This window comes from Runella sp., from assembly GCF_965279615.1.
Taxonomy (GTDB): Bacteria; Bacteroidota; Bacteroidia; order Cytophagales; family Spirosomataceae; genus Runella.
Genome location: NZ_OZ257252.1, coordinates 1,387,469 through 1,402,946, shown reverse-complemented (window position 1 = coordinate 1,402,946; position 15,478 = coordinate 1,387,469). Strand labels below are relative to the sequence as shown.

General features: G+C 41.5%; 16 protein-coding genes and 2 tRNA genes. 9 read left to right on the top strand and 9 right to left on the bottom strand.

What is annotated here, in order from left to right; all coding sequences use genetic code 11:
• Positions 1-35: 35 nt before the first annotated feature.
• Both ACQY73_RS06255 and ACQY73_RS06250 read right to left on the bottom strand, forming a co-directional pair.
• Entirely contained in the window at positions 36-1,049 is a 1,014-nt protein-coding gene (locus tag ACQY73_RS06255; RefSeq protein ID WP_428662974.1) for a PfkB family carbohydrate kinase, read from the bottom strand.
• 12 nt (positions 1,050-1,061) lie between these two features.
• Positions 1,062-1,706 (bottom strand): hypothetical protein, encoded by a 645-nt coding sequence (locus ACQY73_RS06250; RefSeq protein WP_428662972.1) that lies wholly within the window; start codon positions 1,704-1,706, stop codon positions 1,062-1,064.
• Positions 1,707-2,051: 345 nt separating this feature from the next.
• Between ACQY73_RS06250 and ACQY73_RS06245 the strand changes: the two genes are divergently transcribed.
• The 5 genes from ACQY73_RS06245 to ACQY73_RS06225 all read left to right on the top strand — a co-directional run bounded on the left by ACQY73_RS06245 (position 2,052) and on the right by ACQY73_RS06225 (position 4,455).
• A complete protein-coding gene (locus ACQY73_RS06245) occupies positions 2,052-2,687 on the top strand; it encodes a peroxiredoxin (RefSeq protein WP_428662969.1) in 636 nt (211 codons plus the stop codon).
• 199 nt (positions 2,688-2,886) lie between these two features.
• A complete protein-coding gene (locus ACQY73_RS06240; RefSeq protein WP_428662966.1) occupies positions 2,887-3,246 on the top strand; it encodes a hypothetical protein in 360 nt (119 codons plus the stop codon).
• Between the two features lie 82 nt (positions 3,247-3,328).
• Complete coding sequence (locus tag ACQY73_RS06235) at positions 3,329-4,081, top strand: SDR family NAD(P)-dependent oxidoreductase (protein ID WP_428662963.1); 753 nt, start codon at positions 3,329-3,331, stop codon at positions 4,079-4,081.
• Between the two features lie 186 nt (positions 4,082-4,267).
• Positions 4,268-4,342, top strand: a tRNA-Val gene (locus tag ACQY73_RS06230).
• A gap of 38 nt (positions 4,343-4,380) precedes the next feature.
• Positions 4,381-4,455: transfer RNA gene (locus tag ACQY73_RS06225), tRNA-Val, on the top strand.
• Positions 4,456-4,953: 498 nt separating this feature from the next.
• Here ACQY73_RS06225 and ACQY73_RS06220 read toward each other — a convergent pair.
• Positions 4,954-5,703, bottom strand: coding sequence for a hypothetical protein (locus ACQY73_RS06220; RefSeq protein WP_428662960.1), 750 nt, complete (start codon positions 5,701-5,703; stop codon positions 4,954-4,956).
• Positions 5,704-5,903: 200 nt separating this feature from the next.
• On the opposite strand from ACQY73_RS06220, the gene ACQY73_RS06215 reads away from it, so the two are divergent.
• Both ACQY73_RS06215 and ACQY73_RS06210 read left to right on the top strand, forming a co-directional pair.
• Complete coding sequence (locus ACQY73_RS06215; protein ID WP_428662957.1) at positions 5,904-6,068, top strand: hypothetical protein; 165 nt, start codon at positions 5,904-5,906, stop codon at positions 6,066-6,068.
• A gap of 37 nt (positions 6,069-6,105) precedes the next feature.
• The gene (locus ACQY73_RS06210) at positions 6,106-6,243 is read left to right on the top strand and encodes a hypothetical protein (RefSeq protein ID WP_428662955.1); all 138 of its coding nucleotides are present in this window, start codon (positions 6,106-6,108) and stop codon (positions 6,241-6,243) included.
• Positions 6,244-6,484: 241 nt separating this feature from the next.
• On the opposite strand, the gene ACQY73_RS06205 is transcribed toward ACQY73_RS06210, so the two are convergent.
• The 4 genes from ACQY73_RS06205 to ACQY73_RS06190 form a co-directional block, all read right to left on the bottom strand.
• The gene (locus ACQY73_RS06205) at positions 6,485-7,093 is read right to left on the bottom strand and encodes a hypothetical protein (RefSeq protein ID WP_428662952.1); all 609 of its coding nucleotides are present in this window, start codon (positions 7,091-7,093) and stop codon (positions 6,485-6,487) included.
• Between the two features lie 45 nt (positions 7,094-7,138).
• Positions 7,139-7,441 (bottom strand): hypothetical protein, encoded by a 303-nt coding sequence (locus ACQY73_RS06200; protein ID WP_428662949.1) that lies wholly within the window; start codon positions 7,439-7,441, stop codon positions 7,139-7,141.
• 478 nt (positions 7,442-7,919) lie between these two features.
• Complete coding sequence (locus tag ACQY73_RS06195) at positions 7,920-8,123, bottom strand: hypothetical protein (protein ID WP_428662946.1); 204 nt, start codon at positions 8,121-8,123, stop codon at positions 7,920-7,922.
• 312 nt (positions 8,124-8,435) lie between these two features.
• A complete protein-coding gene (locus tag ACQY73_RS06190; protein WP_428662943.1) occupies positions 8,436-9,224 on the bottom strand; it encodes an SPFH domain-containing protein in 789 nt (262 codons plus the stop codon).
• 515 nt (positions 9,225-9,739) lie between these two features.
• Between ACQY73_RS06190 and ACQY73_RS06185 the strand changes: the two genes are divergently transcribed.
• Entirely contained in the window at positions 9,740-12,055 is a 2,316-nt protein-coding gene (locus tag ACQY73_RS06185; RefSeq protein ID WP_428662941.1) for an efflux RND transporter permease subunit, read from the top strand.
• 262 nt (positions 12,056-12,317) lie between these two features.
• Here the strand turns inward: ACQY73_RS06185 and ACQY73_RS06180 are convergent, their stop codons facing one another.
• Complete coding sequence (locus ACQY73_RS06180) at positions 12,318-13,742, bottom strand: M24 family metallopeptidase (protein WP_428662938.1); 1,425 nt, start codon at positions 13,740-13,742, stop codon at positions 12,318-12,320.
• A gap of 200 nt (positions 13,743-13,942) precedes the next feature.
• On the opposite strand from ACQY73_RS06180, the gene ACQY73_RS06175 reads away from it, so the two are divergent.
• Entirely contained in the window at positions 13,943-14,497 is a 555-nt protein-coding gene (locus ACQY73_RS06175; protein ID WP_428662936.1) for an N-acetyltransferase family protein, read from the top strand.
• On the opposite strand, the gene ACQY73_RS06170 is transcribed toward ACQY73_RS06175, so the two are convergent.
• A complete protein-coding gene (locus ACQY73_RS06170; RefSeq protein ID WP_428662933.1) occupies positions 14,494-15,417 on the bottom strand; it encodes a sugar phosphate isomerase/epimerase family protein in 924 nt (307 codons plus the stop codon). The two genes, ACQY73_RS06175 and ACQY73_RS06170, sit on opposite strands and share 4 nt — an antisense overlap.
• Positions 15,418-15,478: the final 61 nt, after the last annotated feature.

Here is a 15,478-nt window from a genome sequence, read left to right as displayed (position 1 = left end):
AAAAAAAACTTATATATACTTGGAAAGTAACAACCTTATCTTGATAGTTTTCCTGAAGTATCACCGGTCGCGAGCCTTTCCACCTCTTCAATACTGACCAAATTAAAATCGCCTTCGACGGTATGTTTCAAGGCGGCTGCAGAAATGGCAAAATCAAGCGCTCGTTGAAGGTCTTTCCTGTAATAATCGTATCCAAACAGGAAACCGGCAATAAATGCGTCACCGCTTCCTATGCGGTCTACAATGTGGTGCAGGTCGTGAGTGATGGTTTTATAGTATTTATGGCCGTCAAAAGCTTTTCCTTTTAATTCGTTGTGCGAAGCGCTGATAGATTGTCGTTTGGTATCAAGCACCAGTTTAAGATTTGGAAAACGTTCCATGACCTGCTTCATCGTCGACACCCAACTGTTTTTATCACCTTCTTTTGGATGTATGTCAAACAGGTCATCAGCGTTGGAGTTTCCGCATACGATCAGGTCGCAGTGTTCAACCAGTTCAGGCATTATTTCCTGAGGTGTTTTGCCCCATTGCCAGAGACCTTTACGATAGTTAACATCCGCTGAGATTTTTACTCCCAACTTGCGGGCCGTTTGGACAGCTTTCAGACAGGCATTGGCCGCACTTTCGGATAAAGCGGGGGTTATTCCCGTAAAGTGGAACCAATCCGCTCCATTAAGAATCCGTGCCCAATCAAATTCATTCTCATCAAGCGTACAGAAAGAGTCGTTCATGCGGTCATAAAGTACCTGACTTGCCCGGGCGTTTGCGCCGTTTTCCACAAAGTAGATGGGAAGGCGGTCACCGCCAAAGCAAATTTCGGAAGTATTGAGGCCGAATTTTCTCAGATACATAACCGCAGCACGCCCCATATCATTATCGGGAAAACGCGTAACATGCACTGCATCAATGCCCCATTGGGCGGTTGCAATGCCAACATTAGCCTCTCCACCGGAATAAGTAATGTCAAATGTATGTGCCTGTACAAAGCGAGTAAAGCTTGGCGGTGATAACCGCATCATGATTTGACCGAACGTAACAATTTTCTTCATATCCTTTTAAAGTCATTCAACGGCGACTTTTCCCCGTCGGGCCTTTCGTTTTTTTAGTGCATCTTTTGTTAAATGGTATGTATCAAGAAACAGGGCACTTTCCAAAGTAAACCCAACGCTGTAATAAGCGCCGTTATAATTGGTTGGAATATTTTGCTGATAAATAGCGTACCTATATCCTCCCTGAACGCTCAGACCCACCCAACGAGTGGCTTTCCATTTGGCGTACAGTCCGATTTGAGCAGGCATAAAAAAGTCTTTTCTACGCCATATAAACAAGTCATTCAGCAATTTGTTAGCGGTGCTTTGCGTGGCTCCGATTCCTAACTCGACCGGAATACTGAAGCGCCATCTATGATTTTCGATGATATTGGGCCAGTACATCAAATTGAAATAGTAAAGATCTGTTTTGGTATAATAGCCGAGATTTATCAACCGTGATGCGCTTTTTCGTAGATCGATCAAGCGTAAAAAAGAATTGAACGTGAGCCAATAATACCCTACTGTAAGTTCATTTCGATTTTTTCCAAACGATATTCCGGTGTTTACTCCCCAAATATTCACCAGTTTCTTGTCAACAAATGAGCTTCTGGCGTCCCAGTTGACCGTATAGGTGAGTTTGGGGCGTGTTTTCAGTGTATCTTTTCGGACTGCCAAAATCCTCTTGAAAAAGCCCGGGCGAGGTTTTAACGTATCTTGTTGTGCAACGGAAAGACTGTCTGAACCGTACGAAAGATGGGTTAGAGCGAAAATAAATAAATAGATAAAATGGTAAAATGGCCTATTAAAACACATTTCTGAAAAAGTATCCGTAAAACTTGTTATTTAAACGCTTTATAAAAAAGTTTAGTTTGAAAAACGAAAAACTTGGAACAATTTTGAGGCGGTCATTGTATCTATTTTGTCGGAAACGTATAAATGCCCCTTTCCTTCTTAAGTTTAACATATTAAGTCGATAGGGATTAAGTAAAATAATTGTTTCACCAAAAATCATTACACAATATGTCACTAAGATTAGGCGATGTAGCCCCGGATTTTGAAGCAGAAACCACCAAAGGTCACATTAGTTTTCATCAATGGCTTGGCGATTCCTGGGGAATGCTTTTTTCGCACCCTGCTGATTTCACGCCGGTGTGTACCACCGAATTAGGAAGAACGGCTCTCCTGAAAGGCGAATTTGAAAAACGCAACGTAAAAGTTATTGCAGTCAGTGTAGATGATCTGGAATCACACAATCGTTGGGTGCCTGATATCAATGAAGTTAACGGAACAGAAGTTAACTTTCCAATCATTGCCGACGGCGACCGTAACGTAGCTACTTTGTATGACATGATTCATCCAAATGCCAGTGAGAAAGCAACGGTTCGTTCGGTATTTGTGATAGGGCCTGATAAAAAAATAAAACTTACACTTACCTATCCTGCCTCAACAGGCCGTAACTTTAATGAACTGTTGCGTGTAATTGACTCGCTGCAATTAACGGCCAACTATCAGGTAGCCACTCCTGCCGATTGGAAAGACGGAGAAGATGTAATTGTAGTTCCTGCGGTTTCTACAGAAGACGCTCAAAAGAAATTTACGAAAGGACTTAACATTGTCAAACCTTATTTGCGATATACTCCTCAGCCGAATAAATAGCAACAGTTTTTCAAATGCCCGAAAAAGCCCCTTCATTTTCGAATAAAGGGGCTTTTTGCTTATCCTACACGTTATATTTAATGTAATGACAGATAAATAATAAATATTATGATGTATCTTTGAAGCTTTTATATGAGCAAATAATTGCAATTGCGTTCGCCCTGTAAGAATAAGCTCTCACTTACCCTAACTGAAAGTAATGATACTATTGAATGCTAAAATCCTATTGGTAAAGGATGAGCTGAATGATGTTGTTGCCATTGAGGCAATGATTGAAGAATCAGGTTACGAAACTTTACGGGCTTCTGCTGCTGAGCACAAAAACTCAGCTCAACTCCCCAAAAACTATCCTGCGCTTATTGTTTGCCATTATTCTCAAAAAGAGAACTTTTCCGGGGTACAAATGAATGGCAGTCATATACCCATTTTATTGATTTCGGATGCCGATGAAAAAATGGTTATTTCAGCATCATCCACTCAAAAAATAGCCTATTTGACCCATCCTTTTTCGAAGATGGTCTTAAAAACGGTTATTGACATGCTTCTGACTTCACAATAACCTACTTAAAAAAGAATTCAACTTGCAGTTTAATTGATTTGTGGCCATTTTTGGCTTTTATCAATTTTCATCTCTGAAATATATGTCACGTATAGCTCTTATTACAGGCGCTACCTCCGGTATTGGTAAAGCCACCGCCGAAGCGTTTGCCAAATCAGGAATTGACTTGATCTTGTGTGGCCGCCGTCAGGAACGATTAACCGAATTGGCAGATGCGCTCGGAAAACAGGTTAAAATCACTACGCTTTTGTTTGATGTACGTAACGGTGATGAGGTTTTAAAAGCAATTGCTTCTATTCCTTCTGATTTTCATGCCATTGATATTTTGGTGAACAATGCCGGTAATGCGCACGGCATGTCGCCGATACAGGATGGTGATTTTAACGACTGGGATGCAATGATGGATGGTAATGTGAAAGGCCTCCTGTATGTATCTAAAGCAGTTATTGGAGGAATGATAGAACGTGGGAAAGGGCATATCGTGAATCTAAGCTCAGTGGCAGGCAAACAAACGTATGCCAACGGGGCGGTCTACTGTGCGTCCAAAAAAGCCGTGGAAGCTATCAGTGAAGGCATGCGCCTTGACTTAACGCAACACGGAATCAAAATCACAAACATCGCTCCCGGTGCTGTAGAAACCGAGTTTTCTTTGGTTCGATTTAAAGGCGATGAAAATCGAGCCGCAAAGGTGTACGAAGGATTCGACCCGTTGCGTGCCGAAGATATTGCAGACACTATTTTATATGCCGTCAATGCCCCTGCCCATGTCACCATCGCCGATGTGACCATTTATGCCGCTGCCCAAGCAGCCCCAACGACTGTTTATCGTAAATAACATTAAGTGGAGATAGTTACTTATTGAATCATCGGCAATCAGGTATCCGGTTTTTCTATCACCCTGACGATCAGTAAGATTGGAAATAAGTATAAAAAAACTGAAAAAAATAGTTGGAAAAGTGTTTTGAAGCCGCCATATTTGCACTCCCAAACGCGGACAACGAGTCAAAAAGCGTTAAAAAAGGGGAGTTTAGCTCAGCTGGTTCAGAGCATCTGCCTTACAAGCAGAGGGTCGGGGGTTCGAATCCCTCAACTCCCACAGAGTAAAAATCAAATAGTGTCCTTCAGTAAAAAGAAGGGAGTTTAGCTCAGCTGGTTCAGAGCATCTGCCTTACAAGCAGAGGGTCGGGGGTTCGAATCCCTCAACTCCCACGTTGAAAGTCAAGCAGTTACGTTAAATCGTGGCTGCTTTTGTTTTTTACTTGCACCACAAGTTGCACCACAAAAAGGCAGTTTGCCTACTTTTCCCCCTTTTCAGCCCTTAATTTGCTGCTTAGGCCGGTTTTTTGATTTTTTCCAAGCTGCACACTTTTTTGCTGACTTTAAGCAATTTTTAGAAATCAACTTGCACTACATTAAAAGCGGGATTCCTGTAAAATCGCCATTTTTAGGCTGTATTGGGTGATTTTAGTTGCACTACAAGATTTTGCCAACTATTGTTAAGTTTTAGGCATTGGGAAATCCGCAGGATGTAGCAAAAAGCAGCAATTTGATAGTAGTCGTTTGGCTATTAGCAAAAATGAAAATTTCCAAAAAATATTTTTTTAGACCGGCCCGTTTAAATGATTTGGGTTTTTAAACGGTACTTAAACGATTTAGGTTTATTGATCTGTTTGCAGGGACTGGAGGTTATAGATTAGTTGCACTTATTTACCTCCTACTTAAAAGAACCTGAATTGTTTTTGATAAAGTATCTTCAAACGCCTTCATACCCCTTGGGTTATATTGGTATATGATCACCCTTAAATGCCTCAGATCAAAAGGAATGTCGTCAATATTTTGTGCAATCAAGATTGTTTCTTTTGATAAAGTGTGAGCTATTCCGATCTCATAGAAAACATTAGGGTTTCTCCCCGTACAATCCGCAATTAAGATTTTCGCTTTTTTTATAGCGCTCCACACATCGGCCATGACAGAGCCGTTTGAAAACAGATCATCGGCTCTACCTACTTTTAACGGTAGATCTTTGGTAACATTTTTTATATGATCATCGTAGATTGGTCTTAAATCTTCCGCAAATGGCATTAATATTAAAATATCCGGAAAATGGTCGTCCGAAAGTCTACTTTCATTGAAAATAGCGGAGGAGCTTGTACTTAGACTGACCCCAAGCGCCCTTTCAATATCAACCGCCTGCTTCGATATAAAGAATTCCAGATTTTCAGGCCAATCCCATCTACTTGCATATTTTAAATCCTCTGCTGAGTAAAATCTGCCCTCGTTAAAAGCTTCAATTAAACCCCATCGCATTAAATTAACCAAATAGTCTAACACCAAATAACTTGGATCATAATCCATCGCTTCATATGCGGCGGGCAATACATGAATTAATTCTTTTAGGTGCATACCTCTATTGGCTCTTAATTCAGCCAAGATCAGGGAGTATGAATTCTTTTCCATGGATTTTTTTATAGGGAAGGCTGGGTCGTTGTGAAGTTTAATAAAGTGCAGACTCTGAGGTATTCTACCAATATTCCCGTAAAAAAATTATCAAACGGTCATCCGGCCCCATCCCTTTTACCGCTTGATAACATTTTTGCCTCCAATACGTAGAACTTTTCTCCTCCTTGGTTTTAATGGAAACTTAAAACACTATACACATGAAAAAGGTCTTATTCTCTGTATTGGCATTGGCTGTTATTGTCTGTTCTTTCTTTGCGTATTCTTTCGCGAAACCGAAAGAGGATAGCGAAAGATATATCTCAAAAGAAGTAGGAAGTTTAATCGGACTGGATATATCAATAGCAAGAGCGGATATAAGCTGATAGAGGTAGAGGCGTATAAGGTTAAAGACGCTAATAAATGGCTTGTGATCATGGAGAAGAAGTAGACCAAAAAAGCCGCACAACAACGCTGCACGGCTTTGATCGACTAATCAATATTTGGGTAATTGAGGCTATACATACGATGTGCATTCTCGAAATGTTTTCGTTGGCATAAAAAGAGTCCCGAACGCACAATGCTAGTGCATGCATTCATCTATATTTATTTGTTTGGATATTTTTAGCTGGCCTCTAATAATCATAAGTTGCCTTTTTGGGTATATTGTTTGCCTGCCTAAAGGTTAAAATAGTAAAGTAGGATTCAAGCGTAGATTGCAAGGAAAACATTGGTAAGCCGGGTACTTTTTTTGCCGAATACTCAACTAACCCATTGATTTGAAAAACTTAAATAAAAACGTTTAGTCCTCTTTTGGTTCTACACCTATTTTATTATCATTCTTGGCATTAGAATCAGGCAATTCAACAATTGGCGCGAGCGGCGTTCTGCTTAAGCTATCCAACTTTCTTTTTAATTCGTATTTCTCCAAATCAAGCTTATTTGATGTCACTAAGCTTCCAATAGCAAATCCGCCGCCGCCTAAAACCGATATTAACCCAAATACCCAAGCAACTGCAACCTCTTGTTTCATTTTGGATAAAAAGTTTTCTTGAGGTTTTTGATAAACACCATTATGTTTAATGTAATTAATAAACATATCAATTGTGGCATTCATCTTAGTTGGTTCAAAGCGATAAACAGACCTTCCATCCTCAACACTAGTAAGAGTGTAAAAACTCTCTAAATATGTTTTATCAATCAATGTTTTATATTGGCGACTTTCTATCCCAATATACTTCCCCACTAAATCGGTTAATTGGCTAAACCAAACGTCTGATTGATGCGAAGTCCCTTTGACGGTTTTTCTATATTCTTCGAAAGCTGCAACAGCAGTTTCTTGTTCACTTTCATTTTTTAGCAAACGTTGGCTCGCTGAGATACTTATTCTTGTAAAGTCGAATACATCCATGTTTTTTGGTAGAAATTGTCTTAGAGTTGAGTGTTAAGTTTAGTATCAGAAGTTTTCGTAGGCTTTCTTAAAAGCTTCTTGCAGGCCTTTTGCGGCTTCAATGCTGGTAACAATAGCTGGATAACCTCTAAATTTCACCATAGTTCCAAGGCCTGCCCCGCCAAGATAACTGGGCACTAATCCCACAAATACTGAAGAATACCCATCAGGCAGCAAATAAATAGCTTGTCGCTTACCATTGTCTATCTTTCCTGTCTTAACACCAAGTACAGCTTCTACCGCATCAATCCAATTTTTAACCTCCTCTTTTGTGTATACGCTGGTCCCATATTTATGCTCAATAGCCAACTCCTTTGTTTTGCCGTTTATGCTCTGATAATAGAAGTCACAATTATAAAACGGAGTCGCGATCTTACTGAACTCAAAGACGAAAAGGCCTGTATCTTTATTTCTTTAAGTGGTATCTCGTTGAGCATTACAGGTAAAAACACTAAAAGGAAAGTAAGTAAAGAAATTATTTTCATTAGTTCCGATTTGGGATTTTTGACACAATTAAGCATAATTTTTAATTGGTAGTTGAAAAAGTTATCAAACGGTATTGGGTCAAAAACGTTATTAGAGAGGGCGGCCAGCTTAGTCATTGCAGCCTTTTAGGCCTCCTTTATTCATACATGTAAAACAAAAAAATTTGCCGGTCTTGGCATAGTCCGGGTGATAGCAGTTGCATATTTTTCGCTATTTGGAGAGAATACCTACTCATTTAGGCATACGTTTAGGCGCATGTTCAGTTGAACTGCGCTAAATTCGTATTATTCAATAAGAATAATTATTCTACCCCTTGAGGAACGATGAGGCGATCGCCATATTTTTCCCGTTTTTGAGAAAGTGCTTTGGGGTCAAATGTGATGGTAAAGCTTTTAACGGGATCTTTAACCAAGCATGTGATAAACCAAGACGGATCTTGTTTAACTTCACCCGTTTCGCGTTTATTTGCTGCTCTGGAAGTGCCTCTGTTGTTATTGGTAGCCATAGGTTCTTAATATAATTATCTCTTACTATATCCAACAAGCATATGGCTATAAACGTGCTATAAATTGAGTATCTTTCTGATTTACTTTCAATTAATGCCATACCGCTCTCCTAAGGCCTGTTTTGTTGCTGAGTTTAACAAAAAAATAAATAGTTTGTCTTCTGATTTTGCTGCAAACCGCAAAATAATCAGTGTTTTTCGGTTTGCAGGATATGAGTAAAATTATGCAGATAGTCACATTTTGCATGAAATTCCAATGAGCAGGTTTCAAAACAAATTGTTTGCATTTTGAAGGCTATGATAAGCATTTTGTTATTGCTGACCTAAAATAATTGGCGTACGTCCATCGGTAATGATTACTTTGTTTTGGGTATTTCGAATTGCTTCTATCCACTGCTCCTGCAATACTCTAGGCTCCAATCCGCTGGCTTTTACACGGTTGGCTTCTGCTTCGATTTTTGCCTTTTCCAGATTCATACGTGCTACTTCCAATTCATTTTTGACCTGTTCGGCCTGTTGTTTGGCGTTGTTGCGGCGCTCAATGGCTTCTGCCATTGAGGCAGGAGGTTTGAGGCCACTGGTCAAAGACGTGAGCGTAAAGTACTTAGACTCAAAATCTCTTTTTAACCGTATTTCCACGGACTGTTCAAAATGATTCAGGTTGTTCATTAAGCTGTCGGTGCTGAAATTTCGCGCTTCTTCCCGATAAGCATTGACTACCAAGGCATTTAAAACCGCTCCTTCGATGTTGTCCATAATGGTATTTTCGTCGTCAATGCCTACATGTTTGTAATTGAAAATAATATCAGCCCCTTTGGTTCGAATAGCCTGATAGGTCAGAGAGGGGTCAACGGTGAAGACGCCGGCATCTTTGGCGGTAATGACAACCTCCGCAGGGTCGGCTTTTTGCTCAAACATAGGTACTTGGTAAAGCTCGGTGCCGGGGCCGAGCAATCCCTGCGAACCCGTTACGACGCTAAAATCGCTACGCCCTTCACGCCCGTAATTTTTCATAAGTACACCTTCATAATTGGGTTGTACACGCGTACAACCTACTATTGCCACCACGAACAATAAGGTATAATTAAGGTAATTTTTCATGTTTTTTGAAGTAGTTAGTATAAGGGAAAAAAATTAAACTAATGATGTGAATTAATGCCGTAACCCACGCTGCAAAGGGGTAAGGACCCCTGAATACCCAAAAATGAAACCAAAACAGCAGTAGATTGGCAAACCCGAAAAGGAAGCTTCGGAGGAGGAAATTTCTCATTCAGAATCAGGGGCTTTATTATTTCTCGCCGAATTTATAAAATAACTTTTTGATCCCTCTACAGCCATTCAACATTCTTATTATTCGGCTGAAAAATTGAACGGAAATGTTGGAGACAGCTTCTTATTTTTGAAATCTTTCATCGAAAAAAGAGAGCGATTTAGATAAAGACATGCTTTATATCTATCAATTTTAACATTCGTTGGCGTAAAATTTTGTCTGTACAATTATTTGACTTTCAAATGTTTACTTTGTTGTTTGATCTTTGATACGATATATCCCGTTTATTTTTAACTATTCTGCGCGAGTCAGACTATCTTTGCAGCTTTAAAAAGTTATCCTACCTATGTGGAATAAAATTGCTGCCGGCATCATCCGTTTTCGATTTGTGTGGATTGCCTTGATTTTTGTAACAATAGCATTTATGGGATATGAGGGAAGTAAAATTGAGCTTTCCTATCAAATGGCCCGTATTCTCCCGTCCAATGACCCAATAGAAAAAGAATATCAGGCTTTTCGTAAAGTATTTGGCGAAGATGGTGCCATCATGGTAATAGGTTGGCAGGATCCCAACCTCTTCGACCTTACTAAATTTCGGAATTGGTATCAGTTGGCGGAGCAGATCAAAGAAATGAAAGGGATAAAAAATGTTCTTTCGTTGGGTCATTTGTACAAAGTGGAGCGCAATGACAGCCTGAGTAAATTTGATTTTAAGCCGCTTTTTACCAAACTTCCTACAACTCAGGCGGAGATGGACAGCCTGAAAAATCAAGTCAAAAAACTCCCTTTTTATGAAGGATTGGCCATCAATTCCAAAACAAATTCTACGTTGATCGTTATTACCTTCAATGACAAAGACCTGAATTCATCGCGCCGCATTACGATCGTAGAAGATATTAAAGCTATGGCCGATGAATTTTCGGTCAAAAACAAAACCGACCTTCATTATTCGGGAATGCCGTTCATTCGGACGGTTATCATGAAAAAAATATCGGGTGAGTTAAAGCTTTTTATGGCGTTGGCGGTGTTGGTCACGGCATTTATTCTTTGGCTTTTCTTTCGTTCCGTACGACTCACGGCATTGTCAATTGGCGTGGTATTGATGGGCGTAATTTTCTCAGTGGGTTTGCTTCAATTATTTGGCTATAAAATTACAGCATTAACAGGTCTGATTCCGCCGCTTTTGATTGTGATCGGTGTACCCAACTGTGTGTTTCTGTTGAACAAATATCAGTTGGAATTAAAAACGCACGGCAACAAAGACGAGGCGATCCGGGAAATGATCTGCCAGATAGGGCTTTCTATTTTCCTTGCCAATATTACAACTGCTATTGGTTTTGGGGTGTTTTATTTTACCAATAGTGCCTTATTGGTTGAGTTTGGCATCGTGGCATCTATTTGTGTAATGGTAACCTACGTACTTTGTTTAGTGCTTTTGCCCATCACATTGTATTACATGGATATTCCTAAAGCGCGCCATTTACAGCATTTGGATGGAAAATGGGCGAAGGGATTCCTGACAAAGATAGATTATCTGGTACATCATCGCCGTCGTGCTATCTATGTGGCAATGATCGTGGTAATATTGGTTTCGGCGTATGGTATGACCAAGATCAAAGCCGTTGGTTACATCGTGGACGATCTTCCGCAAAATGACCCTGTGTACGTAGATTTGCGCTTTTTTGAGTCCAATTTCAACGGCGTTTTGCCTTTTGAGGTGATGATAGATACCAAACAGCCCAACGGCGTGTTCGGAAATCAGGCGCAGGTTTTGTATAAAATTAAGGCATTGCAAAACGAAATGGCTGACTTTAAGGAGTTTTCAAAGCCCGTTTCGGTGGTGGAAGCATCGCGATTTTTGTATCAGGCGTATCGGGGAGGAGAGGCTAAGTATTATGTATTGCCGGGCGCGTTGGAACTTTCAAAACTAACAGATTATGTGCAGGGCGACAATCGTGGTGTGAAGCAGTTAAACTCGTTTATGAACGAAGATCGCAGCATTACGCGGGTAAGTTTTCAGATGGCTGACGTTGGATCGGAGCGAATCAAAGTCCTTATCAATAAAATACGTCCCAAAGTTGATTCGATTTTCAATCCTGCACAATACAAAGTCAGCCTGACGGGACATAGCTTGGTATTTTTGAAAAGCAACGATTATTTATTGGGTAACCTTTATGAAAGCTTGTTGATCGCTATCGTTTTGATTGCCATTGTGGGTATGGTGCTTTTTCGTTCAATTTCAATTATTCTGCTTTCCAAACTTCCATGTCTCATCCCACTGGCATTGACGGCGGGAATTATGGGCTACTTTAATATCCATTTTAAGCCTACAACCATTCTGGTTTTCAGTATCACCTTCGGGATTGCTTCCGATGGAACGGTTTATTTTCTAACGCGTTATCGTCAGGAAATCTATGAACGAGGTCGCACCGCAGCCGAAGCGGTGACGCAAGCCATCTATGGAACAGGCTTGAGCATGATCTACACTGCAGTCATTTTATTCTGTGGCTTTTCTATTTTTGCAGCTTCCAGTTTTGGCGGTACAGCGGCGATGGGCGTGATGGTCTCAATTACCTTATTGGTGGCAATGTGCACCAACTTAATCTTGCTGCCGGCATTGTTATTATCCATTGCAAAAAGACAAAAAGAGCGCCCTTCTTAGAGGGATTTTAAAGTGATTTGTTTTGTGATGATGTAATTTAGTTGGAAGAGGATTTTGTTGGTTGGAGATAACTCCAACAAAGGCGTCAAACTTTATAGCCTTTATTTAAGCTAAGAAAGAGCTTCTGTAATTGATTATCATCCGGTTACAGGGCTTCGGAGAAGCCGAACCATAAAATAATGTTTGGCTTCCGTACGGGCTGCCCCATCCAAAGCTATTTTTGTAAAATAAAAAAAGGAGCAGCTTTGTGCTCCTTTTTTTATCATTTCACATTGGCCAACTTTCGCGGAATGGTAAAAACCTCCATCTGTCGGCCATCCAAGTAACGAAAGCCATCGGCGGTGTAGTAACCGTCTTCTTCGAGCATGATGCGAATGATTTTCTTCCATTCGGCCACTTCTACAGCGGCATTGAGTTCAATGGAATAGCCGGTATTGAGATACAAAGGATAATCTCCCGGACCGGGAACGCCCTTTTGTTGATCCCACATGCCGATCGTTGGCCCGGCTGCGTGGCCGTGTACGCCAATGGGATGAGAGTAAATACTACCTGTAATGCCTTCTTTCTTTGCTTGTTCAAGCGCGCCCAACAGCATTTGATTTCCGGTTACGCCCGTTTTAAAACGCTCTGTCAAAAGGTCTTGCAGGCGATTTCCCTGTGCAAATGCTTTTTTGATAAAGTCCGGAACATCGGTCTCGCCGGGTCGCAGTACATAGGCGTTTTGTTGTTGGTCTGTATTGAGTCGTAAATAGGTAATACCAAAGTCACAGTGAAGCAGGTCGCCGGGCATGATGACCTGTTTGTCAGGGCGTTTGGAAAAAGCGCGGAGATGCTCAAAGTTCTGTGAGTCAAACCGCTGAATGTCCACTGTGGGGTGAAACCACGTTTCAAGCCCTAAGTCTGTCACTTTCTGGCGCATCCACCATACCACATCATCGGTGGTTGTAACGCCCGGTTGAATCACTTTTTCTGAAAAGGCTTCCTGAATGATTTCGTGCGAAATACGGCAGATCAAAGGATAAATGGCCGCTTCTTTTTCCGAACGTGTTTCGAGCCATGCCACTGCCAAGCGGTCGGCCGAAATGATTTTGGCTTTTTGCTTTTCCGATAGGTTTGCCATCAATTCTTTTTGCTCGGTAAAGGTCAATCCGTCGGCGTGACCGTAGTCTTTGGAGTAGTTAAGCGCAATTTTTTTAGGATTTCGGTCTTCAATAACTTTACTCAGCGCCAACCACTGGTTGGGCTGCACATTAATGTCCCATTCACCTTTCAGCAAATTGCCCACGTCATAGCGGGCAATAGCGAGTTTTTCCAAAGGTTTATCGCCTCCTGCATCAAAAAATACCATGATCGTACGTCGACGTGCCGAAAGCCACGTACTGGGCAGCATCGTCTTCATGACGGGATCTTCGTTGTATTCGCGTGAAATGATGACCCACATATCAATTCCTTCGCGCCGCATGAGTTGAGGCAAAAGGTTGGTCAGTCGGTCTTCCAGAATCTCATCGACCACGCGCGCCCGTTCGCGTTCAGGCAGAATAGGGTATTGAGCGAAAAGAGAAAATGGTAATAATAAAACAATAATGTAAGGACAGGCCCATGCGGCGTACCGTTTGCGTCTGCCCAATTCTGATACACAATAAACAAAGGGAAGAGAGAAAAAAGAAAAGGAGAGCGATTTTTTCATTGAGATTAGGTTTGTTGAATGGAAGTAAGGCAAAGATAGGGCGTTTATTTGTCATGCTGAAAGCATCTTGGTACTTTTGTAACAAGTTCTTACTGCCGATTGCAAATCGGAAACAGACAGCATCCGGACGGTTCGCCGCGCGATTGTAAATCCGAATGAGCCAATCAACAAACAAACCCATCTAGGGTGACAAATAACTAATGCCGATTAATTATACTACTGCTGCCACCGATGAGGAGCTACGCCAAATAATGGCCCTCCAACGTCAAAACCTTTATAAAAACACTCCTGCCGAATATCAAAAAGATCAAGGATTCACAACGGTAGAGCATTCGTTTGAAACGCTCAAAGAAATGAATAATGCGTTGCCCCAGATCATTGCCAAAGACGGTGATACCTTGGTGGGTTATGCCTTGGTCATGCCCCGGACATTTGGCAAATTAGTACCTGAACTGGTGCCTATGTTCGACATTGTGGCTGAATTGGATTGGGAAGGGAAGGCCATCGGCGAACAACGTTTTTACGTAATGGGCCAAATCTGCGTGGCCGAATCGCACCGAGGACAGGGCATCTTTGATGGTTTGTATGCCGCGCACAAAAAATATTTTTCTACTGATTTTGACATCTGTGTTACGGAAGTAGCCGTGCGGAATACGCGTTCACAGCGGGCGCATGAACGCGTTGGATTCCGCACGATCCATACCTATGAAGACTACACGGATGTATGGAATGTAGTTGTTTGGGATTGGAGCTAAGCTTTCATGGCTTCGCGAAGCATGGCAATGCTTTTGCGAACGCCGGTCTCGGCGGCTTCTTTGCCTTCAAATTCTAAGGCGATGTAACCTTTATAATTGGCTTGGCGCAAAATGTTGATGATGCGTTTGTAATCCAAATCCAGCGAGTACCATTCGCCGCCGCCGTAATAGGTTTTGGCTTGTACAAAATTCGCAACGGGTGCCACTTTTTCGAGTTTAGTATAAGGGTCTTCCAGAAAGTTACCCGTATCCAACAATACACCCAACCAAGGAGAGTTGATGGCGTTGCGGATGCGCAGAAGCCCTTCGGGTGTAGACGTAAGGCCCCAGTGATTTTCCAATGTCAGCATCACTCCGCACTCTGCGGCTTTGGCGAGACATTTCTCTATGCTGTCGATGCACCATTTGAAACCATCGTCTTCGGTATAACCGGGCAAAATAGGTTCAACGCCGCGTTTGGCCATTAATTCGTCAAACGACTTGATCGTATTCCAACGCCCCGAATTAAGACGCATACTCGGAATGCCCATTTTATAGGCCAGTTCGATGCAGTGAATCGTATGATCAATGTTCTTTTGGCGTTCGGCGGCATCCGGCGAAACAAAACTTTGGTGAATGGAAAGACAGATCAAATCAACACCGTTAAGAAAAGCGTGGCGTTTTAATTTTTGCAGGTAAGCATTGTCATCGCTGTCCATTTGTCGGTGCAAAATATCGACTCCTTCAATTTCCATACGGGCGGCTTCATCAATGACCGTTTCAATGGGGACTTTAGGTGTTTTGAAATGCCAATACGAATAACTTGATAGACCAAGTTTATACGGAGTTACATTTTTTTCGATAGCCGGCATACTATTTTCAGGAGAAACTATAGCAGCAGTGCCCAGCGTAGCTTGTTGGAAAAAGTGGCGACGATTCATGATAAAAAAGGGTTTAAAAAGTCCCCGAATATAAGGAATAATTGATTAATTTCAGGGAACG